Origin of the sequence: Flavobacterium ponti, from assembly GCF_042652765.1 — a bacterium.
GTDB lineage: Bacteria > Bacteroidota > Bacteroidia > Flavobacteriales > Flavobacteriaceae > Flavobacterium > Flavobacterium ponti.
The window spans coordinates 170,346-192,044 of the sequence record NZ_JBHSGW010000004.1; the positions used below are offsets into that span (position 1 = coordinate 170,346).

Annotated in this window: 25 protein-coding genes and 1 tRNA gene; 10 read left to right on the forward strand and 16 right to left on the reverse strand. The window is 29.8% G+C overall.

What is annotated here, in order from left to right:
• The first annotated feature begins 60 nt into the window (after window positions 1-60).
• From idi to ACFO3U_RS06135, 6 genes are all read left to right on the forward strand, one after another.
• On the forward strand, window positions 61-588 hold the full coding sequence (idi, locus tag ACFO3U_RS06110) for an isopentenyl-diphosphate Delta-isomerase (protein WP_379739252.1): 528 nt from the start codon (window positions 61-63) through the stop codon (window positions 586-588).
• A gap of 26 nt (window positions 589-614) precedes the next feature.
• On the forward strand, window positions 615-1,025 hold the full coding sequence (locus ACFO3U_RS06115) for a 6-pyruvoyl trahydropterin synthase family protein (RefSeq protein WP_379739256.1): 411 nt from the start codon (window positions 615-617) through the stop codon (window positions 1,023-1,025).
• A 1-nt stretch (window position 1,026) separates the two neighbouring features.
• The gene (locus ACFO3U_RS06120) at window positions 1,027-1,479 is read left to right on the forward strand and encodes a peroxiredoxin (protein WP_379739258.1); all 453 of its coding nucleotides are present in this window, start codon (window positions 1,027-1,029) and stop codon (window positions 1,477-1,479) included.
• A gap of 106 nt (window positions 1,480-1,585) precedes the next feature.
• Complete coding sequence (locus tag ACFO3U_RS06125) at window positions 1,586-2,545, forward strand: type I phosphomannose isomerase catalytic subunit (protein ID WP_379739261.1); 960 nt, start codon at window positions 1,586-1,588, stop codon at window positions 2,543-2,545.
• A 57-nt stretch (window positions 2,546-2,602) separates the two neighbouring features.
• A complete protein-coding gene (locus tag ACFO3U_RS06130) occupies window positions 2,603-2,872 on the forward strand; it encodes a hypothetical protein (protein WP_379739264.1) in 270 nt (89 codons plus the stop codon).
• Between the two features lie 78 nt (window positions 2,873-2,950).
• Window positions 2,951-3,024, forward strand: a tRNA-Thr gene (locus ACFO3U_RS06135).
• Between the two features lie 133 nt (window positions 3,025-3,157).
• Here the strand turns inward: ACFO3U_RS06135 and ACFO3U_RS06140 are convergent.
• The 12 genes from ACFO3U_RS06140 to ACFO3U_RS06195 all read right to left on the reverse strand — a co-directional run bounded on the left by ACFO3U_RS06140 (window position 3,158) and on the right by ACFO3U_RS06195 (window position 13,274).
• Complete coding sequence (locus ACFO3U_RS06140) at window positions 3,158-3,883, reverse strand: DUF4369 domain-containing protein (RefSeq protein ID WP_379739266.1); 726 nt, start codon at window positions 3,881-3,883, stop codon at window positions 3,158-3,160.
• Between the two features lie 146 nt (window positions 3,884-4,029).
• Window positions 4,030-5,331, reverse strand: a complete 1,302-nt coding sequence (locus ACFO3U_RS06145; protein WP_379739268.1) for a DUF819 family protein — start codon at window positions 5,329-5,331, stop codon at window positions 4,030-4,032.
• Window positions 5,332-5,473: 142 nt separating this feature from the next.
• Entirely contained in the window at window positions 5,474-7,333 is a 1,860-nt protein-coding gene (locus ACFO3U_RS06150; RefSeq protein ID WP_379739271.1) for a M61 family metallopeptidase, read from the reverse strand.
• Between the two features lie 90 nt (window positions 7,334-7,423).
• Window positions 7,424-7,705, reverse strand: coding sequence for a TIGR03643 family protein (locus ACFO3U_RS06155; RefSeq protein ID WP_379739273.1), 282 nt, complete (start codon window positions 7,703-7,705; stop codon window positions 7,424-7,426).
• Window positions 7,706-7,758: 53 nt separating this feature from the next.
• Window positions 7,759-8,040 carry a DUF2805 domain-containing protein gene (locus tag ACFO3U_RS06160; protein ID WP_379739275.1) on the reverse strand — a complete coding sequence of 94 codons (282 nt, stop codon included), beginning with the start codon at window positions 8,038-8,040 and terminating at the stop codon, window positions 7,759-7,761.
• Window positions 8,041-8,180: 140 nt separating this feature from the next.
• Window positions 8,181-8,783 carry an alpha-ketoglutarate-dependent dioxygenase AlkB family protein gene (locus tag ACFO3U_RS06165; RefSeq protein ID WP_379739277.1) on the reverse strand — a complete coding sequence of 201 codons (603 nt, stop codon included), beginning with the start codon at window positions 8,781-8,783 and terminating at the stop codon, window positions 8,181-8,183.
• Between the two features lie 3 nt (window positions 8,784-8,786).
• Window positions 8,787-9,140, reverse strand: a complete 354-nt coding sequence (locus ACFO3U_RS06170) for a DoxX family protein (protein WP_379739279.1) — start codon at window positions 9,138-9,140, stop codon at window positions 8,787-8,789.
• 36 nt (window positions 9,141-9,176) lie between these two features.
• Window positions 9,177-10,073 (reverse strand): EamA family transporter, encoded by an 897-nt coding sequence (locus ACFO3U_RS06175; protein WP_379739282.1) that lies wholly within the window; start codon window positions 10,071-10,073, stop codon window positions 9,177-9,179.
• Window positions 10,074-10,180: 107 nt separating this feature from the next.
• A complete protein-coding gene (gene tpiA / locus ACFO3U_RS06180; RefSeq protein ID WP_379739285.1) occupies window positions 10,181-10,930 on the reverse strand; it encodes a triose-phosphate isomerase in 750 nt (249 codons plus the stop codon).
• Window positions 10,931-10,966: 36 nt separating this feature from the next.
• Complete coding sequence (locus ACFO3U_RS06185; RefSeq protein WP_379739288.1) at window positions 10,967-11,464, reverse strand: TlpA family protein disulfide reductase; 498 nt, start codon at window positions 11,462-11,464, stop codon at window positions 10,967-10,969.
• Between the two features lie 89 nt (window positions 11,465-11,553).
• Window positions 11,554-12,633 carry a MauE/DoxX family redox-associated membrane protein gene (locus ACFO3U_RS06190; protein ID WP_379739291.1) on the reverse strand — a complete coding sequence of 360 codons (1,080 nt, stop codon included), beginning with the start codon at window positions 12,631-12,633 and terminating at the stop codon, window positions 11,554-11,556.
• Window positions 12,634-12,728: 95 nt separating this feature from the next.
• Window positions 12,729-13,274: a DUF1599 domain-containing protein gene (locus tag ACFO3U_RS06195; RefSeq protein ID WP_379739294.1), complete on the reverse strand. Its 546-nt coding sequence runs from the start codon at window positions 13,272-13,274 to the stop codon at window positions 12,729-12,731.
• Between the two features lie 131 nt (window positions 13,275-13,405).
• Between ACFO3U_RS06195 and folP the strand changes: the two genes are divergently transcribed.
• Both folP and ACFO3U_RS06205 read left to right on the forward strand, forming a co-directional pair.
• The gene (gene folP / locus ACFO3U_RS06200) at window positions 13,406-14,263 is read left to right on the forward strand and encodes a dihydropteroate synthase (RefSeq protein WP_379739297.1); all 858 of its coding nucleotides are present in this window, start codon (window positions 13,406-13,408) and stop codon (window positions 14,261-14,263) included.
• 33 nt (window positions 14,264-14,296) lie between these two features.
• Window positions 14,297-15,013, forward strand: a complete 717-nt coding sequence (locus tag ACFO3U_RS06205; protein WP_379739300.1) for a hypothetical protein — start codon at window positions 14,297-14,299, stop codon at window positions 15,011-15,013.
• Window positions 15,014-15,095: 82 nt separating this feature from the next.
• Here the strand turns inward: ACFO3U_RS06205 and rlmH are convergent, their stop codons facing one another.
• Window positions 15,096-15,569 carry a 23S rRNA (pseudouridine(1915)-N(3))-methyltransferase RlmH gene (gene rlmH, locus ACFO3U_RS06210; RefSeq protein WP_379739303.1) on the reverse strand — a complete coding sequence of 158 codons (474 nt, stop codon included), beginning with the start codon at window positions 15,567-15,569 and terminating at the stop codon, window positions 15,096-15,098.
• Between the two features lie 69 nt (window positions 15,570-15,638).
• On the opposite strand from rlmH, the gene ACFO3U_RS06215 reads away from it, so the two are divergent.
• Window positions 15,639-16,262: a murein L,D-transpeptidase catalytic domain-containing protein gene (locus ACFO3U_RS06215; RefSeq protein ID WP_379739306.1), complete on the forward strand. Its 624-nt coding sequence runs from the start codon at window positions 15,639-15,641 to the stop codon at window positions 16,260-16,262.
• On the opposite strand, the gene ACFO3U_RS06220 is transcribed toward ACFO3U_RS06215, so the two are convergent.
• The 3 genes from ACFO3U_RS06220 to ACFO3U_RS06230 form a co-directional block, all read right to left on the reverse strand.
• Window positions 16,263-16,664 carry a DUF2721 domain-containing protein gene (locus ACFO3U_RS06220; protein WP_379739309.1) on the reverse strand — a complete coding sequence of 134 codons (402 nt, stop codon included), beginning with the start codon at window positions 16,662-16,664 and terminating at the stop codon, window positions 16,263-16,265.
• Between the two features lie 3 nt (window positions 16,665-16,667).
• The gene (locus ACFO3U_RS06225) at window positions 16,668-17,966 is read right to left on the reverse strand and encodes a TIGR00341 family protein (RefSeq protein ID WP_379739312.1); all 1,299 of its coding nucleotides are present in this window, start codon (window positions 17,964-17,966) and stop codon (window positions 16,668-16,670) included.
• A gap of 106 nt (window positions 17,967-18,072) precedes the next feature.
• On the reverse strand, window positions 18,073-20,481 hold the full coding sequence (locus ACFO3U_RS06230) for an alpha/beta hydrolase family protein (protein WP_379739315.1): 2,409 nt from the start codon (window positions 20,479-20,481) through the stop codon (window positions 18,073-18,075).
• Window positions 20,482-20,662: 181 nt separating this feature from the next.
• On the opposite strand from ACFO3U_RS06230, the gene ACFO3U_RS06235 reads away from it, so the two are divergent.
• Window positions 20,663-21,670, forward strand: a complete 1,008-nt coding sequence (locus tag ACFO3U_RS06235) for a 3-oxoacyl-ACP synthase III family protein (RefSeq protein WP_379739319.1) — start codon at window positions 20,663-20,665, stop codon at window positions 21,668-21,670.
• The last annotated feature ends 29 nt before the right edge of the window (window positions 21,671-21,699 follow it).

The window sequence follows — 21,699 nt, forward strand, 5'->3', positions numbered from 1 at the left end:
AAATTATTTTCACCTTTGAAAATGCTACTTTTTTCGTATTTTTGAAAGGAATTAAAAGCTATGATTGAAGAAAAAGTAATATTAGTAGATATCAACGATGAACCTTTAGGTTTAATGGATAAAATGGCAGCACATGAGCAAGCCTTGTTACATCGTGCCTTTTCTGTGTTTATTTTGAATGATAAAAATGAAGTTATGCTACAACAACGTGCTTCACACAAGTATCATTCACCTTTATTATGGACCAATACCTGTTGTAGTCATCAAAGAGCAGGTGAATCAAATATTCAGGCTGGAAAAAGACGTTTGAAAGAAGAAATGGGTTTTGAAACAAATTTAAAAGAGCTGTTTCATTTTATTTATAAAGCACCTTTTGACAATGGTTTAACAGAGCATGAATTAGACCATGTGATGATTGGTTATTCCAATGAAGAGCCAAACATAAACAAAGAAGAAGTTGAAAGTTGGAAATGGATGAAAATTGAAGATATTAAAGAAGATATGTTACTTCATCCTGAAATTTATACTGTTTGGTTTAAAATTATCTTTGATAAATTCTATCATTATTTAGAAAGTCAAACTCTATAAACTATCACTTAAAATCATTACCATCAATGCAAGTCACTGTTTCAAGAAAAGCCCATTTTAATGCAGCTCATCGATTGTATCGTAAAGATTGGTCCATGGAAAAAAATGATATTGTTTTTGGAAAATGTAATAATCCCAATTTTCATGGTCATAATTATGAATTAATCGTCAGTGTAACAGGAGAAATTGATAAAGAAACAGGTTTTGTGGTTGATGTCAAAATACTTTCAGAATTAATTAAGGAACACATTGAAAACGCATTTGATCATAAAAATTTGAATGTTGAAGTTCCAGAATTTAAAGATTTAAATCCAACAGCTGAAAATATAGCAGTTGTTATTTGGAATAAATTGCGACCACATATTGAATCAAAAAATGATTTAGAAGTTGTTTTGTATGAAACTCCTAGAAACTTTGTAACTTATAAAGGAAACTAATATGGCATTAAAAGAAGGAGATATTGTTCCAGACTTCAAAGCCAAAACTCAATCTGGTGAAAAGTTTGAATTGTCCAATTATTTGGGAAAGCCTTTGGTTATTTATTTTTATCCAAAAGACAATACACCAGGTTGTACCACTCAAGCTTGTAGTTTTAGAGATCAATACCAAGATTTTCAAGATTTAGGAGCTGAAGTAATTGGAGTAAGTGGAGATTCTGAAGAGTCACATGATAAATTTGCACAAAAACATAAATTACCTTTTATATTATTATCGGATGAGAGAAAAAAAATAAGAAATTTATTTGGTGTTCCTACTCATTTTTTTGGGTTATTGCCAGGAAGAGTTACTTATATCATTGATAAAGAAGGAAAAATTGTTTCTGTTTTTAACAGTATAAAAGCAACTGTTCATATTGAACATGCTTTGGATATTGTGCGAAATATCAAATGATTTAAACCCTACTTATATTTTGTTTATCTATCAAACTAAACTATTTGTCGAAGAACTTAAACGAATAGGTTAATTTTATTGATATTTGCATTGAAAAAAGAAATTTATGAAATTTTATCCATTAACATTTGAACCCATTCTAAAAGAACGTATTTGGGGTGGTACAAAATTAAAAACCTATTTAAACAAACCTATTGCTTCTGATAGTACAGGAGAGAGCTGGGAATTATCAACTGTTCCAAACGATGTTAGTGTTGTTAAAAATGGTGTTTTTAAAAGCAAGAATGTCAATGAACTGATACAACTATATCCTAATGAATTTTTAGGTTCAGAAACAATTACTCGTTTTGGTACAGAATTTCCTTTATTGTTTAAGTTTTTAGATGCTAAACAAGATTTGTCTATTCAATTGCATCCTAATGATGAATTAGCCAAAAAACGTCACAATTCTTTTGGTAAAACCGAAATGTGGTATGTGATGCAAGTCGATGAAGGTGCTAAAATTATCGTTGGATTTGAAAAAGACTCTAATCCAGAAGAATACCAAAAAGAATTAGATAGAAAAAACTTAGTTTCAATTTTAAAACAAGTTGAGGTAAAAGTTGGAGATGTTTTCTTTTTAGAAACAGGAACCATTCATGCTATTGGAGCTGGAATTGTTATTGCAGAAATCCAACAAACTAGTGATATTACTTATAGAGTTTATGATTTTGATAGAGAAGATGTCAATGGTGTAAAAAGAGAATTGCATACTGAATTAGCTTTGGAAGCTATAAATTATAAAACTACAAAATCTCAAATAGAATATGATACTAAAATAAACACAAGTAATAATATTGTTGATTGTGCTTACTTTAAAACAAACATAATTCCGTTAGTTGAGGTATATAATTGGGAAAAAACTAAAGAAGCTTTTACGGTTTTAATGTGTACAAAAGGAGCATTTGAAATTGAATATAATGATTCAATTACCACCTATAAAATGGGAGACACTGTTCTGTTGCCTGCAATTTTAGATAAAATAAAGTTAAAAGGAAATGCAACACTACTAGAAATTTCTATTTAATTTGCTGTTTCACAAATATATTATGTAATTTTGCATCAAATTTTAAAATAAGAAAAAATGGCAAGCGTTAAAAACTTGAAAAAAGAAATCAACTACGTTTTAGGAGATATTGTAAATATCGTTTACGTTTGGGAAATGACTAATGGTGGAAAACCAACTGAAGAGTCAGATAAATTAGTAGATAGTATCTATGAAAAATTTGATGGATTGATGTCAAAAGCTAATGTTAAGAACGTAGAAAACAAAAAAGCACATTTCAAACAAATTCGTTCAGAATACGAAGAAGCTGCAAATCAGTTTGTTGCCCAAGTAAACGAATTGAAATAAAAAAAAATACAAAAAAAAGTGTAATTTTTGTTTGGAAATTAAAAATACAAACTTATATTTGCACTCGAAATTTGAGTTGCCAGCGTAGCTCAGCTGGCTAGAGCAGCTGATTTGTAATCAGCAGGTCGTGGGTTCGAGTCCCTCCGCCGGCTCAAATGTAAAGAGGAAAGTGAAAGCTTTCCTCTTTTTTGTTTTTATGAAATTCTTAATGTTAGACTTCAGTTGTTTGTAAATAAAAAGCTCCTAAATTATTTTTAATTTAGGAGCTTTTTTATTCGTTTTAGTTTATTCTTTAGTTTCTGATTTTTTTCGTTCTTCAATATATGACTTCAGCATCTTTCCATATTTTGATTTTGCGACTTCAGGGTTCATCTTTGAATCAATGGTGTCTAAATATCTTATGTTGATATCAGCTATCTCTGAAAGAGCTAAAAAAGGAGCAATTTCTTTATCTCCATGTAAAGATGCAAAATTAGCAACGTATAAGTATTTTTTACGGGTAAGTTTATTCGCTTCAGATGAAATACTATCTATGTTGTTTTTGTTCTTTATTTTTAAATTTTCTAATTCTTTTTCCACTAAATCCATACTCTTTTCATTGAATTTGCTTCTCATTTTAGTAAATTCAACATATAAATCATGGTTTTTAGAACCTGTTATTTTAGCATCAGCAAAAAATGAATTTAATGTGGTTTCAATATGCATTTCACCTGGTTCTGCAAAGAAAGGTAAGTTATTGTCAATAGAATTGGTTTGTCCTCTGTCTAAAAATAAATAAAGCATTTCTGGGCTTTCAATATTTAGATACGAATCAAATTTTGAATCTCCTTTAATCATGATGCTATCTAGAACTACTAAACTTGAATCTTGTACTTGTTGTATGTATAATTTTCCTTGACTCAAGCCCTCAATATTACCTGTTAAATGTAGGTTGGAGTTTTCTTTTTTATCTTCATTGCAACAAGCAAGACTAATACATATAAGAGCTAATAAGATAATTTTTTTTGACATTTTTTGTTTTAATTTATTTTTCAAAAGTAATTGTTTTTTTTAGTTTACGGATTTTCAGAGATGAGATTTTCAGAGATTATGAAAGAGGTTAAAGTTTTTTACAAACACCTTTAGACTTTTAAATTCAAACCTTTTAATCTGTTTTATTATGGAGAGGCTATTTCCATTAAATAAGCACAAAAGATTGCTCCATAAGTTCCTACAACATATCCAAAAATAGCTAATAAAACTCCAACACTTGCCAAAGAAGGATGAAAGGCTGAAGCGACAACAGGTGCAGAAGCAGCTCCACCCACATTAGCTTGACTTCCAACTGCAATAAAGAAATAAGGTGCTTTTATTAATTTGGCAACAGTGAAAATGATGATGAAGTGAATCAACATCCAAACAACACCCACTATAATTAATCCTGGATTGTCCATAACTGAACCTAAATCCATTTTCATTCCTATAGAAGCTACTAAAATGTAGATAAATATACTTCCAATTTTTCCTGCTCCAGCACCATCATATGATTTTAAAGGTGTGAATGATAAAGAAATTCCGATTATGGTTGCGATGGTAATCATCCAAAAGAATTCACCTCCAAAAGTAGAAGCAAAGCTTGTAACATCATTAACACTTTCAAAATTATTTTTAAAGAACGTACTTAAAACACCAGCTCCAAAATGAGATAATGCTACTGCAAAAAAGGCAATTGCTAAGATGATCATATAATCATTTAGAGATGGATTTCTTTTGACACTTTCTTGATAATTAGATACTTTGTCTTGTAATTCTTGCACAGAAGAATTATCAGCTTTTAACCATTTGTTGATGATTTCTTTTTTGCCAATTCCATATAAAAGAAAAGCCATTCCGAGATTAGCTACCACAATATCTACTAGAACCATAGCCCCATATTTTTGGGAATTATATTTAAAAATTTCCAACATAGCTGCTTGATTGGCTCCACCACCAATCCAACTTCCAGCAATGGTTGAAAGCCCTCTCCAAACAGCATCTGGTCCAGCTCCACCAACAGTTTCAGGAGAAACAATTGATATTAAAAGAATAGCAATTGGACCACCAAAAACAATTCCAATAGTTCCAGCAAAAAAGATGATTAATGCTTTTGGGCCTAAATTTAATAAAGCTTTTAAATCGATGCTTATTGTCATTAAAACCAAAGCTGCTGGTAATAAATAGCGACTAGCAATAAAATATACATTTGAGCTTTTTTCTATTTCTTCACCTGCTTCGTTGATAGTGATCCATTCTGGTGAAATGATATTAAAAGAATTTAAAATGGCTGGTAATAAATAACACATTAGAAGTGCAGGAACTATTCCATAGAATTTTTTCCAAAATCCATCCTCTTTAGCTGATGTGTAAAAGACAAAGCCTAATAAGAGCATTAATATTCCAAAAACTATAGTATCATCTGTAAAAAAAGGTGCGTTTCTCATTTTTATAAATTAAGTGACGAAAATAAACAAAAAATCCTCAAAATACTATGTAAATTGAGGATTTTCAAGTACAATGTCAATTTCAAAAATCAATTTCAACTATTTTTGATATCAAAATCGTTTATTAGTAAACATAAGTCTTTTAGCCTTTTAACCAAGCTTCGCGTAAAGCTTTTTTACTATCATCAGTTGCCATATAACCTTCTTTGATTTCTTTAGGCATTACTACTTTTCCTTTGATGTCCATTTCTTTACCATCACGTTTTATTTTCATAGTAATAGCATCTCCATCTTTCCAGCCAAAAGCAGCAACAACTGTTTGGTTAATGTTGTTTAAATCTTGTTTTTCTCCATTAATTTCAACAATTACATCATTGTTTTTCAAGCCTAATTCTTTCATAAAAGCATTGATTTCAATTTCAGGTAAAAAGAAAAATTCTTTTGTATCAGGTTTGTATGAAATAATTGGTTGATTTCCACCTACTAAAAACGGATTTCCAGTTGCTTCAATTTTAGCTTCTGTTACACCCATTTTTGCAAAATAATCTGCGTAAGGAATAGGAGTTTCACCAGCCACATATTTGTTTAAGAAAGCACCAACAGAAGGATAAGTTAATTCTGTGATTTTAGCGAATAACTCATCATCTTTGAATGCTTTTTTAGTTCCGTATTCATTAGATAAATCTTGCATTAATTGTAAAATACCTTTTTGACCGTTGCTTTTTTCTCTAATTTCAATGTCTAAGCACATAGCAATTAAAGCTCCTTTTTGGTACACATTGATATATTGATCTTTGTAAGGATCTTTAAGAACGTTTTTACTCATTTTAGTAAAACTCATGTTGTCGTTCATGCTAGCTGCTTGAGCAATTTTATCAGCCATTCTTTCGTAGAAAGCATCTTCTTCGATTAAACCTTGATTAACTTGAAATAAGTTAGCAAAATATTCAGTCACACCCTCATACATCCATAAATGTTCAGACATTTGAGGTTTGTTGAAATCAAAATATTGAATTTCATTTGAATGCACAGTTAAAGGTGTTACAATATGAAAGAACTCATGCGAAACCACATCTTTTAACTGTTCTTGTAACGCTTCTAATCCCATAATTTCTGGCATAACAACTGTTGTAGAAGTTGGATGTTCTAAGGCTCCAAATCCTTTTGCATCTGTAGGAGACATGCTAGAAAGGTATAATAAGATTGCATATTTTTTTGTTGCGTTGAATTTTCCTAGGAATTTCTTTTGGGCACGCATCATGTTTTCCATGTAAGGAGTAATTTCTTTTGCTGTATATTTTCCTGAAGGAGAATACACAGAAATGATAATTTCCATATCATCCACCATAAAAGATGTAAAATCTGGTTTTGAATACATAATTGGCATTTCTACCAAAGTTGCATATTTTGAAGCCATGAAAACATCTTTGCTATCAGAAGCATCTAGATCATTCATTGCAGAAACTCCTAATAAAGAAGCTGGATGATTCACTGTTAATTTGTAAGGAGTTTCTTCTTTAGTTGTAAAATATCCAATAAAACCATGTGTATTTAACATAAAGTTTTTTCCTGCATCAATGTTGGTTCCAGCTGGAGAAAACACGTCTGTATTATTTCCAAAACCACCACCTTTTTCAATATCATAAGTATCGTTAACTAAATAAGTAACTTTTGAAAGTTTGGTTGCGTTGCTTATTGCATAAGAGTTGACATCTAATTTGGCAACAGTTAGTGCATTTCCTTTAGCATCAAACGCTTTTACATCGTCAATATATTTTCCATAATCATCATCAGAATAAGTACCAGGAACGATTTTAGGAATGTTGAAAGTAGCTGTTTCAGTAGTAAAAGTTGGTGCTAAGATGCTTACCATTACTTTGTCATCTTTTACGTTAACTAAATCAATAGTAACATCTACTTCATTTTTTGCAGTTGTATTTGTACCTGTTTTACAACTGAATAAGAAACTCGCAAGTGCAAGTGTTACAATTATTTTTTTCATTTTTACTTTATTATTCAGTCAAAATTAATTTGACTTTTTATGATTTATAATAATAAGTAGGTAAAATGATGAAATTGTTACATGCAAAAGCTATCTTTTAGAAATTTTATTGTGGGTAATTTGTCTTTGTAAAGTACATTTGAATCTGTCAATTCCATTTGCACGAAGTTTTGCATGTTTGGTTGCTCTTCCTTGAACTCTTTTTCGCCACATTTTAAAGCTGGAAAGTTTCATTTCTGAACGCATTATTTCAATAGTTTCTTGTTCAGAAATTCCAAATTGAAAGTTGATAGCTTCAAAAGGAGTTCTGTCTTCCCAAGCCATTTCTATAATTCTATCAATTTCTATTAGGGAGAATTTTTTTGTTTTCATAAAACAAATTTCGATATAAAATAAAAAAACGCTTGATAAACAAGCGTTAAAATTTAATCAAATTTATTTTTTATGTAATATTTCGTGTCTAAATCATCATCTTCAATAATGTTAAATTTCATGGGTTTTGGTTTTGGTTTTCCAGCAATGGCTTTCTTTTTCCATAACTCAAAATTTTCTTTATTGAGTTTTTTTCGCATAATTTCATTTACATCATTTTCAACGATACCAAATTCTTCTTTGATGACTTCATAAGGTTTTTTTTCTTCTTGAGCCATAGTAACAATTCTCTCTAAAGTTTCATTGTCTAATTCTGAAATCTTTCTTTTTTTCATTTTTATGAAAGTTAATTCACATTGGTTTAAAGGTTATTTATTACAATATTAGCAAAAAATGTGCAAATTATTAAAACAACTATTATTTTTAACATTTTAATAAAGATCTAGTAAAAAACTGTTATTCTATTGAAAAATTTTTACAGAATCGTTCGAAACGTTAAGTTTATTCTAGGTTTTTTAAAATTAGTTGCTTTTGGAATCTGGTGTTTATAATGAATTTGACTCCCTTCTTTCATTAAAATTAAACTACCATGTTTTAAAATTAAGTTTTGTTTTGCTCCTAAATTAGAGTTGTGTTTTAGTTGAAATGTACGTTCTTCCCCCAAACTAATAGAAGCAATAATTGGATCTCTGCCTAATTCTTTTTCATTATCTGCATGCCAACCGTTGCTGTCCTTTTCATTTCTATATAAATTGAGTAGCACAGTTGTAAAAGAGTGATTCGCTTTTTCTTCGACCAATTCTTTTATATGTATTAAAGTTGGATTCCAAGAATGAGGATTCATTATAATATTTGAATATTTATATGGCTTTCCTTCGTTTCCGTAAAGAGCTGTTAATCTTGGTTGCAAATGATTTTTTCCATAAACTGTGATTGTATCATGTTGCCATGGTGTTTTGTCATACAATATTTTATAAAGTTCATCTGCTTTTTCTTTGGAAAAGAAATTAGGATAATACTCAAAAACAGCATCAGGTAAGTTTAAAACTATTTTTTCTTCTGGAAATAGGTTTAGCATAATTTATATATATTGATAAGCCCAATAAATTAATACAAATTGCAATGGTATTCTAAGAATTAAAATCCATTTTGGCAATCTTAAACTAGCTTTTTCATTCTGTAGCATGTAATAATGAGTGGCAAAAAATCCAATTAGAAGTACAATTATTCCAACTGCACCAATTGGAGCTATTGATTTAAAAAATAACATTATACCAAAAACAATTTCTAAAATACCACTAACTTTATTAATTAATGAAGCATTTGGAAGATAAGGTGGAATTATTTTGATATAAAGTTTTGGACTTCGAAAATGATTTAAGCCAGCAATAATATAAATTAAAGCCATTAAGTATAGATGCCAAGGTAAATGCATAACTAGTTTTTTACGAATTTAATCAAAATCGTTTAATTAATTCTTTTTACTAAAGTTAATATTCATAATTATAATGGCAAAAATTATTAATAAAACACCTATCCATTGTGAAAAAATTACTTTTTCATGTAAGATAAAATAAGCCATCATAACCGAAACAGGTAATTCTAAAGACGAAACTATACTTCCCAATCCTAAACCAGTTTTTGGAAATCCAGAATTCATGAGTATGGGTGGAATTATGGTTCCAAAAAGCGCTAAAATAATTCCCCATTTCATAAAAATTTCAAAGTTGAATGGTGTTGTTTGGGTGAATAAAGCAAATCCAGCTACAATAATTGCTCCACCTAAAAGCATGTACAAACTTCTTTGAGCTGAAGAAATTCCTAATGCAATTTTATTAGCGGTAAACATCGTTGTGGTAAAAGAAGCAGCTGCTAACATGCCGAATAAAATTCCTTTCCAATCTATTTTTACTTCAGCATATAATAGGTTAGTAGCTAATAATGTTCCTATAAAAACTACGAAAACAGCTATTATTTTTTGTTTTGAAGGTGCTTTTTTGTCTAAGAACCATTCCAATAGAACACCCATCCAAACGGTTTGCATTAGAAGAACAATTGCGATTGAAACATTAATGTATTTTACACATAAATAATAAAAAACACTTGTCATTCCTAAAGAAGTACCAGCTAACATTAGTTGAAAAATATTCTTTTTTGAAGCTTTTAAAACTGGAGTTTTAGCTTGTTGTTTTTGAGCTAAATTGATGATTAAAATTCCAATGATTCCATAAATGAATTGTGCTGAAGTGACTTCTGCCGTAGTGAAATTTTCTTGGTAAGCTAATTTTACAAATGTAGCTAGCATTCCGTAACTCGTTGCACCTAACCCCACTAAAAAGACTCCTTTTATGATATCGTTTTTTGACATTTTCTAAATTTTAAAAAGCTTGCAAAGATAGGATTTCCTGTTAGATTGATGTAAATAAAAAAGGGTTCATTTTTAACATGAACCCTTTTTTAAAATTATATTTTTTACTAGAAAGCATTCACAATAGCTAAGAAATCATCAGCTTTTAAAGCTGCACCACCAATTAAGCCACCATCAACGTCTGGGTTTGAGAAAATTTCTTTGGCATTATCTGGTTTTACACTTCCACCATAAAGGATAGACACATTATCTGCAACTTCGTGTCCGTAAACTTTATCAATTAAAGTACGAATAAATTTATGCATTTCTTGAGCTTGTGCTGGAGAAGCTGTTTCACCAGTACCAATTGCCCAAACAGGTTCGTAAGCCAATATAATATTTGACCAATCGCTTTTTTCTAAATGAAATAAAGCATCACGCAATTGATATTCTACAATATTAAAATGATTCTCTTTTTGTCTGTCTTTTAATTCTTCTCCAAAGCAGAAAATAACTCGCATGTTGTGTTTTAGAGCTGTATCAACTTTGTTCGCTAATAAAGCATCTGTTTCATGAAAATAAGCACGTCTTTCACTATGTCCGAGAATTACAGTTTTGACTCCAATTGAAGTTAACATATCAGCAGAAATTTCACCTGTAAAAGCACCACCTTCTGCTTGATGCATATTTTGTGCAGCAACAGTAATTCCATTTCCTTTTGTTTCTTCAACAGCCGTTAAAAGATTTACAAATGTTGGTGCAATTATAATTTCAGTTGAATTATTTCCTTTTTTTGCTAGTATTTCTTCAATCAAAGCAGTTGTTTCTTGATTATTTTTGTGCATTTTCCAGTTCCCTGCAACGATGTGTTTTCTCATTTTATTTTATTTTACCGCAAATTCGCAGATTATTTTTTATTTCAAAGACTCTAAAGTTTCAATTAATTTGGTGTCATCAGCTTCAATTACTTTGAACAAAGCAATTTTTCCTGTTTTGTCTACCACCATATATCTTGGAATCCAATCTAATTTGATAGATTTTCCAAAAACACCTTTCATTCCGTCAGAAGTTAAATAGTGTTCTCCTTGAACATCATATTTTTCTATTCCTTTTGTCCAAGCTTCATAGTTTTTATCCATTGAGATGAACAAATAAGTTACATCAGGGTATTTTTCTTGCAAAGCTTTTACTTTAGGCATTCCTTTAATACAATCTGAACACCAAGAAGCCCAAACATCAATTACGATAGTTTTTCCTTCGTATTTTTTTAAAATTTCTTGAAAAGTGATATCAGTATTTTCAACAGTTTTCATAGTGTTTGACAAAGCCTCCTCTTTGAATTCTGTTTGTTGAGCTTGTGAACAAGAAGCAAAACTGAATACGATTATCAATAGTGAATATATTTTTTTCATAATTTTTATTGTGTTTTTAGAAGCTGAATCAAGTTCAGCTTGACAAGGATTAGTGTTATTTATTGTTATTCTGAACTTGATTCAAAATCTTATTTAATTTTAGAATAAGGTTGTTTTACCATTTTTTCTAATGCTTTTGCATCAAATTGATTGGCATCAATTCCGTCATACATTTTTATTTTGTTTCCATTCCATAAGTAGAAAACTCCTGGAGTATTTCTATTGTCACCTAGTTCATTCCAAAATGGGATAATTTCAATGACTTTATAAGGATAAGTTGCTTCAGCAATTTTAAAAAACTCAGGAATTTTGAAAGCTTCTTCATTCATGAAAATGATTTTCACTTCAGGGAAATTTTTATTTTTTTTCCTCAAATCAGTTAATTCTTTTGCTGCATGTTGACAATGATCACAACCTGGAGCAAAGAAGCAAAGTATTTTTTTTCCTTTATCAATATCTGCATAGAATTTAGCGTAACCAGATTTTGTTGGCTTTGGTTCGTCAACTACTTCTTTTATTTCTTCTACTTTTTTTACAGTGTCTTTAGTTATTTCTGAAGCTATTTCAGTTGAATCTGTAAATAAAGAATCTTCAACTGTTGGAACAATTGCATTAATTTCTTCAAGAGTAGTATTTTCAATAGGAGTTTCAATTGGTCTTATGGGAGCTAACATGAAAATTCCAAGAATTGAAGCCAAAGTTATAGTTGAAGTAAACCACAAACGACTTTTTATAGTGTCTGGAATTTTCAATATCAGTAACCAAATTAATAATCCAATAGCAACAATATTTTTAATGATTGCTTCAATTGGAGTCATTGGTAATAAACTTCCGAAACAACCACAGTTTCCAGAATTCCCACCTGTTTTGAATGTTTCATAAGCCAAATGAATGGTGAAAACAGCTAACAATAGTATAGAAGCTGGTGTGATTACTTTTCTGATTTTAACAGGTAATAAGAATAGGATTCCTAAAGCTAATTCAATTCCGATTAAAAACCTTGAAAAATAGGGTGCAATGTTTTCAGAAAAACCTAAAGGATATAATTGTTTTACTTCAAATGTTGAAATGGCAAAATAAGGTGAAGGATAAAGTTTAGCAACTGCTGAAACAATAAAAAGAGCAGCAATTATGATTCTAATTATCCAAGAAAGTGCATATTTGTTCATAAAAAATTAAATTCCAATTAGTAAAAATTCCAAATTTCAATCGTAAAATTAAAGGATTTAAAATTAAATTTTGTTAATAGTTTGTTATCACGATGTTATTGAACATCTTTTCCCATCAAAATCAAAGCAAAAATGGAATAGTTAATCATATCTTGATAATTAGCATCAATGCCTTCAGAAACCAATGTTTTACCTTTATTGTCTTCTATTTGTTTCACGCGAAGTAACTTTTGAAGAATCAAGTCGGTTAAACTGCTCACTCGCATATCTCTCCAAGCTTCTCCATAATCGTGGTTTTTGTTTTCCATTAATTCTTTCGTTAGAGCGACTTTTTCGTCGTATAATTTTATACCTTCTTCAAAACCTAAATCGGGTTGATCGGCAATTCCTTTGTCAATTTGGATTAATGCCATAATGCAATAGTTGATGATTCCGATAAATTCAGATGTTTCATCTTCATCTACTTTTCGGATTTCATTTTCTTGTAAACTTCTAATTCTTTGGGCTTTTATAAAAATTTGATCCGTTAGTGATGGCAAACGTAATATTCTCCAAGCACTTCCATAATCTTTCATTTTTTTGGAATATAATTCTCTGCAAATGGCAATAATTGAATCATATTGTTTTGAGGTATTCTTCATTAGAATTGTATCTTTGTATATAATTTTCAAAAATAGAGAATTTAGTATTAAGATAGAAGTATTAAGTATAAAGATTTTGGATTTTAAGTTAACAGATTTTGAGATAACAGAAAGCAGATTTCAGATTATAAATGAAAAACTACCAACTACCAACCACCAACCACCAACCAGTTATCAATTGTAAAGGGCAACTTATAGATTTATCGCAACCTAAAGTAATGGGAATTTTAAATTTGACACCTAATTCATTTTATGATGGTGGAAAATATACAGATAAAATTGAAATTGTAAATCGAGTTGGAAAAATGTTGCAAGATGGTGCTACATTTATTGATATTGGAGCTTATTCCAGTAAACCCAATGCTGAATTTGTTTCAGAAGAAGAAGAATTGACTCGATTGCTTCCTATTATAGAGTTATTGATTGAAAATTTTCCCGACATTTTAATCTCGGTGGACACTTTTAGAAGTCAAGTTGCCAAAAGAGCCATTCAAAAAGGAGCAGTAATTGTTAATGATATTTCAGCTGGAAAGTTGGATGAAAAAATGATAGAAACGGTTGCGAAATTGCAAGTTCCCTACATCATGATGCATATGAAAGGCAATCCACAAATGATGCAAAGTCTTGCCGAGTATGAAGATATAACTAAGGAAATGATTTATTATTTTTCAGAACGAATTAATGTTGCTAGAAGTTTTGGTTTGAATGATATCATAATTGATCCTGGATTTGGTTTTGCAAAAACTTTGGAACAAAATTATGAAGTACTTCAAAAATTAGATTTATTTTCAATGTTAGAATTACCTCTTTTAGCAGGAATTTCCAGAAAATCTATGATTTATAAAACATTGGAAAATTCTCCAGAAGAAGCTTTAAACGGAACTACTGTTTTAAATACAATTGCTTTGCAAAAAGGGGCAAAAATTCTTCGAGTTCACGATGTTAAGGAAGCAATGGAATGTGTTATATTATTTAAAAAATTAAATTAGATTCTGAATCAAGTTCAGAATGACAAATAAATCATGAAAAAAATACTTTTTATACTATTGTTTTTAACTTTCATTTCTTGTAAGAAAGAAGATGTACAATTACCAAAATCTAATAAAACTGTTCTAAAGGATATTCAAGATCATTCTCCTGTTTACATGTTTTTTAAAACTAAAGAAAAAGATACTATAATTGAAGTTAATAGAAGAAACACGATAAGTTCAACTAATTGGATTTACAATATTGACAAGCGTTTGCCTTTGAAATTAGTCATTCCAGAAGTGATGAAATTGCAAGAAAAAAAGAAAAATTCGGAACATAAAAAAGAAGGAGCTATCGATGTTTTTTCTTATGCAGATTCGATTGGTAAGAATTTAGCTTTTTTACCTTTTACTGATGTTTCTTATTTGTTTGATAAAGATTTTTCAAAGTTTTACATCATTGATAATAGTAAGATGTACTTGCAATTTCAAAATTTCAGCATCAATTTCAATAAAGAAAACAAAATTACTGTTGAAGGAAATGACATTGAAAGAGAGGAATTTGTGGAATTTATAAAAGACTATGTTCCGTTTGTGAGTCAAGGAAGAACTGCTTTATTGCATTTAAATTTTGAAGTCAATTTAACTTACGAAGAATATATTCAAAATAAAGTGATGCTAAATGAAGTCTTGTCAGATAGTATTGCGTTTTCACCAATTGAGTTTATTTATGATACTAATAAATTGCCTGAATGTGGTTGTAAGTTGTAGTTAGATTTAGATGTTTAGAATTTTAGATTTTTCGAATTTAGAACATTTTAATAATCTAACAATCTTGATATCTAAAACATTCTTACTGATGGTGATAAGGCTCATTTTTTAAAATCGTAAAACCACGATAAAGCTGTTCAATTACAAATAATCTTACCATTTGATGGGAAAAAGTCATTTCAGATAATGAGACTTTTCCATTGGCTTTTTGGTAAACCGTTTCGCTAAAACCATAAGGACCACCAATTACGAAAACTAGAGTTTTAATTCCAGCATTCATTTTCTTTTGTAGAAATTCTGAAAAACCAATACTTGAAAACGTTTTACCATTTTCATCTAAAAGAATTAAATTATCCGTTGCTGATATTTTAGACAAAATCAATTCACCTTCTTTTTCTTTTTGTTGGGCTTCCGAAAGATTTTTTACGTTTTTGATATCAGGAATAATTTCCAAATCAAACTTGATGTAAAAAGACAACCGTTTGGTATATTCTTCAATTAAGGTTTGAAGATTTTTATTGTCTGTTTTACCGATAGCGATTAATTTGATATTCATTTGGAACAATTTTTGCAAAGGTATGCAAAATAAAATTCTTTCTTTTTAGTCCATCAAATCAAATGTTTTATGAAAAAAATTCCACTCCTTATTTTTCTGATTTTTATGAATTGTAAAGAGACTACAACCTCAAAATTATTATCTGATAATTTGTCTACTGTTGAAAAAACTAAAGATTATTCCGAAATTAATAAAGAAGCTTTGACTTATTGTGAAACAAATGGTTTTAATGAAAACTATTATTTTTTGGTTGATTTAAGTATTCATTCAGGTAAAAATAGATTTTTTGTCTATGATTTTATTGCAGAAAAAGTAACAGATAAAAATTTAGTGACTCACGGAAGTTGTGATAAATTTGAAGACAATGATACTAAGTGGGAAAAAGTAAAATTTAGTAACCAAAAGGATAGTCATTGTTCGTCAAAAGGAAAATATAAAATTGGAACACGAGATTATAGCAGTTGGGGAATCAATGTAAAATATTGGCTACATGGATTAGAAAGCTCCAATAAAAATGCAGTGGAAAGAGTTGTAGTATTACATTCTTGGGATAAAGTTAAAAATGAAGAAATTTATCCAAATTATTCTCCTTTGAGTTGGGGTTGTCCAGCTGTTTCTAATGATTTTATGAAAGTTTTGGATGAAAGATTAAAAGTAACAGAAAAGCCAGTTTTACTTTGGATTATTGAGTGATTATTGTTTTTTATCTTCCATCAAATCACTAAGATGAACTCTCAAAGCTTTTACTGAAATACTAATTTCCCAAAAGGATAAAGCTAAAGAAACCATTAGACATAAAATACTAGCTCCAAAAAGATAAATACCAATTATTTGTTGGTCAATAAAAAGTAAAAGCATCGCAAAAACGGACAAAAACAAACACATTACACCAAAAAGTTGCATGTATCTTATCAATGTAATTCGAAGATTTAAATTTTTTATTTGAATTAAAATATCTTTTGTATGTTCTTGATCATACGTTTTTTTTAATCCTCTAACAATTTGTGCAATCGTTAAAAACCTATTGGTGTAAGCCAATAAAATCAAGGAAGTTGCAGAAAAAAGTAAAGCAGGAGTTTCTATGGGTAAATTCATAATTTAGTTTTCAAAATTAACAAGTATTTGTTCAGCACCAATTCTAACTTTAAGCCAATTTGTGACTTTTGTTTTTTCTTCAGCATTCAATTTTTGTTTTAATTTGATATTTGAAATCCAAACATTTTTTTGAATAGAATCATTAATTAAAGTTGAAGGTTGTAGAATCATGTTTTCAACCGATGGATATTGAGCTTTAATTTCTTTGTAAATTTGTTTGCTCAGGTCATTCTGTTTGTAAATACTATCTAATTTATAGCTTAATAATTCAATTTGTTTGGCTTTTTCGCTAAGTGCATTTGACAGCAAATTATCTTTGTCATTGTTTTTTGCAGTTTCATTCAAATACGAAAAACCTTGTTGGATTTTTAGATTACAATTCGCTAAATCATAATTTTTTAGTTTTGATTTTAATAAAGAGATAGCAGTGTCTTTGATTAATAAACCACCATATGTTAATGTGATTTCTTTTGAATTAGCATCAATATTTTTTTTCAAAAGAAAGTTATTTGGAAAAACAGCTTCATTTTCAACAAATTGATTCGCTTCTTTTTGAAATCTATTTTTCTGAACAATATCATATCCAAAATAAATACTTGGTAATAAAGTAACAATTGCAATAGCATACACAATTCTATTTACTCTAGTTTTTTCTTTCTCATCAGGATGTACTTTAAAAGGGAATTTTAATAAACGAGCTGTAATTAAAGTAGCTAATGCAATAAACACAGTATTAATTAAAAATAAATAAAAAGCTCCCAAAAAATAATCCAATTGCCAAGTAGCCAATCCATAACCAGCTGTACACAAAGGAGGCATCAAAGCGGTTGCAATAGCTACACCTGGAATTACATTTCCTTTTAACTTACTTGATGTAGCTATAATTCCGGCTAAACCACCAAAAAAAGCAATTAATACATCATAAATATTCGGAGATGTTCGAGCTAAAATTTCAGAGTGAGCATCATTTATGGGAGAAATAGCAAAATATATGGTAGAAGTTAATAAACCAACACCAGCAGCAAAAAGATAATTATAACCTGCTTTTTTTAATAAAGTCAAATCATTAATTGCCATTCCTAAACCTAATCCCATGATTGGTCCCATTAATGGTGAAATTAACATGGCTCCAATTACAACTGCTGGAGAATTTACATTCAAACCAAGTGATGCAATAAAAATGGCAAAAACCAAAACCCAAAGATTGGTTCCTTTAAACTCAACACCATTGTAAATAGATTCAATTACGTCTCTAAAATTTTCTTTCTCTCTGTCAAGCTTAAACTTATCTATTATTTTCATTCAATTTCTTTTTCTTAATTGTAAAAATACATTTTCTTTTTTAATTTTTAGACAAAAAAATCCGACATGAAAGTCATATCGGATTTGTCTTGAAGCATAGTAAAATTTAATTTTTTAAATACTTTTCTAAAAATTGATCTTGTTCCCATAACAAATGAAAGATGTTTTCTTGAGCTACATAACCATGACTTTCTTTTGGTAAAAGCACCATTCTAACAGGAGCACCCAAACCTTTTAAAGCTTGAAAGTAACGTTCAGTTTGCAAAGTAAAAGTGCCAGGATTATTATCAGCTTCACCATGCACTAATAACAATGGAGTTTTCATTTTTTCGGCATTCATAAAAGGTGACATGGTATTATAAACATTAGGAACGTCCCAATAGTTACGTTGTTCACTTTGGAAACCAAAAGGAGTTAACGTTCTGTTATATGCACCGCTTCTGGCAATTCCACAAGCAAATAAATTGGAATGAGTCAATAAGTTTGCCGTCATAAATGCACCATAACTGTGTCCACCAACAGCAACTTTTTTCTTATTAATATAACCTAATTTATCTACAGCATCAATTGCAGCTTCAGCATTATCAACTAATTGTTGAATAAAAGTATCATTTGGTTCTGTTTCTCCTTCACCTACAATCGGAAAAGAAGCATCATCTAAAACAGCATAACCTCTAGTTACCCAATACACAAAAGAGCCATAATAAGGAAACGTAAATTCATTTGGATTTTGTGTACTTTGTCCAGCACTATTTTTGTCTTTATATTCTTGAGGATAAGCCCAAATTAATAAAGGTAATTTTTCTTTTTTCTTCATATCGTAACCAGCTGGTAAATATAAAGTTCCTGATAAATTTACTCCATCTTTTCTTTTGTAATTGATAACTTCTTTGTATACATTTTTAATACTTTCAAATGGATTAGCAAATTGGGTAATTGGTGTTACTTTTTTGCTTTTCAAATTTCGCATATAATAATTTGGATACTCATTTTTAGATTGAAGCATGATAATTACATCACCTTTTTTGATGTCTTCAATAGCCAATAAATCTTCTTTTTTGTCTTTGTAAGAAGATTGATAAAGTCTTTTTGGAGTTAATGTTTTTAAGCTAAATTCATCAATAAATGGAAATTGACCTTCTTTAGTGTAACCGTCTCCAACTAAATATAAATTGTTGTTTTCAACTAATAAAACATTTTGTCCAAATTCATTTTTGTGGGTCTCAAAATTCCCAGGGTCTGAATAAACATCTTGCGAGTTTCTATCCGAAATAATTTTTGGAGCAATTCCACTATTTGATGGGTCAAAAAGATACGTTTTGGTATTTCTTGTATCATACCAACTGTCATAAGCTATTGCAATATTTTTTGTTCCCCAAGTAATTCCAGCGTAACGTTGTTTTGTTTTTAAAATTGATTTGGCATCAGAAGTAAAAGGTGCATCCCAAGAAAAAACTTCATCTCTAAAATCCACTTCGTTAGCAGGATTCCCCCCGTCTAAAGCTTCTACATAAGACAAAGTTGCCGGTAAATCATTTCTCCAACCCATGCTTCTTTTTCCTTTTCGAGTTGCCATAAAACCTTTTGGTCTGATTTCGTCTAATGGAACTTCGTTTACTACTTTTATTAGTTTTCCGTTTTCATCATAAACAGTTGAAGTTATAGGAAAGCGACTTACCGTTACTATATATGAAAATGGTTTTTCCACTGTATTAATCATTAAATAATTTCCATCTGGAGAAAAGCTTTCACCAGCATACATAGCTGCTTCTTTAAATAATGTTTTTGAACCGTTTAGTGAAACTTTATACAATTCAGATGTTATTAAACTTTCAAAATTAGCTTCATCCGTTTTGTTTTTTAATAAATCTTGATAGGTTCTGTTTTGTGATTTTGAACCGTCACTAGTAGAAACGGTTGGTCCAGTTGGAATATCTTTTAAAGTATCAATTAAAGCAGGTTTATTTGCAGGTAAAGTTCTGATTAATATATTTTCACTATCTCTAAACCAACTAGCTGGATTTCCAATATTTGCATTAATTATCGCTTCTGTTAATTGTTTAGCTGTAGCTGAAACAACATCAATTACCCATAATTCAACTCCTTTTTGAGTAGTATTTGTAAATGAAATTTTCTTGTAATTTGGTGACCACGAAATATTAGTAATTCTAGCATTTTTTGGTAAACCTGAAACTTGTGTTAAGTTTTTGTCTGAAAATTTTCTGATTTTTAAATTGTTGATATATGTAACTGTACTTGAAATATTAGTCACAGGATTTATTCGTAAACCTCCCAATTTCATTTCATCTTGATTTAAATCTTCAAGATTTTTGTAGGTGTTTCTGTAGCTGAATAAAATATAATTTCGGTCTTTATCCATTGAAATGGAAGGAGCTCTTTCGTAATCTGCTAAAGCTAAAATCTCTTTTGGAGGCATTTGATAAGAAATGTTTTCTTGTGCGAAACTAAAGAACCCTACAAAAAGTAAAAGGTAGTTTAAAAGTTTAAATTTCATAAGTAGATAGTTTTTGTTTTTTGAAGGCTCTAAAATACGTTGATTTTTTATATGAAAGTCAAAAACAAATCATAAAAAATGAAGTTCAATTTTATTAATTTAAAAGTTATGGATATAAAATCAACTATTAAATTGATTATTTGGTAAATTTGTAATTATAATATAACAATCTTGTAAAAATATGTACCATTCAAAAATAACAGGTTTAGGCTATTATGTGCCAGACAATGTAGTAACTAATGAAGATTTGTCAAAGTTAATGGAAACCAATGACGAATGGATTCAAGAACGAACAGGGATAAAAGAGCGAAGACACATTATTCGTGGAGAAGATACTACAACTTCAATGGGTGTAAAAGCAGCTGAAATTGCCATTGAAAGAGCAAAAGTAGCCAAAGAAGATATAGATTTTGTAATCTTTGCCACCTTAAGTCCAGATTATTATTTTCCTGGACCAGGAGTTTTGGTTCAAAGAGATTTAGGTTTAAAAACTGTTGGAGCATTAGATGTGCGTAACCAATGTTCCGGATTTGTTTATGCCATTTCAATAGCTGATCAGTACATAAAAACCGGAATGTATAAGAATATTTTGGTAATTGGTTCTGAAGTGCATTCTACAGGTTTAGACATGACAACTCGCGGAAGAGGAGTTTCAGTAATTTTTGGTGATGGAGCAGGAGCAGCTGTTTTGTCTAGAGAGGAAGATTTATCTAAAGGAATTTTATCTACACATTTGCATTCAGAAGGACAACATGCTGAAGAACTATCTTTAATTGCACCAGGAATGGGAAAACGTTGGATTACAGATGTGATTGCTGATAACGATCCAAATGATGAAAGTTATTATCCATACATGAACGGACAATTTGTATTTAAAAATGCTGTAGTTCGTTTTAGTGAGGTGATAAACGAAGGATTACAAGTTAATAATTTACAAGTTTCAGATATTAATATGTTGATTCCTCATCAAGCTAATTTGAGAATATCACAATTCATTCAAAGCAAATTCAAATTAACAGATGACCAAGTTTACAATAACATTCAGAAGTATGGAAACACAACAGCTGCATCCATTCCAATTGCCTTAACAGAAGCTTGGGAACAAGGAAAAATTAAAGAAGGAGATTTGGTTGTTCTAGCAGCTTTTGGAAGTGGATTTACTTGGGGAAGTGTTATTATTCGTTGGTAAGTTTTGTGAGAAAATAGAATATAGAGAAT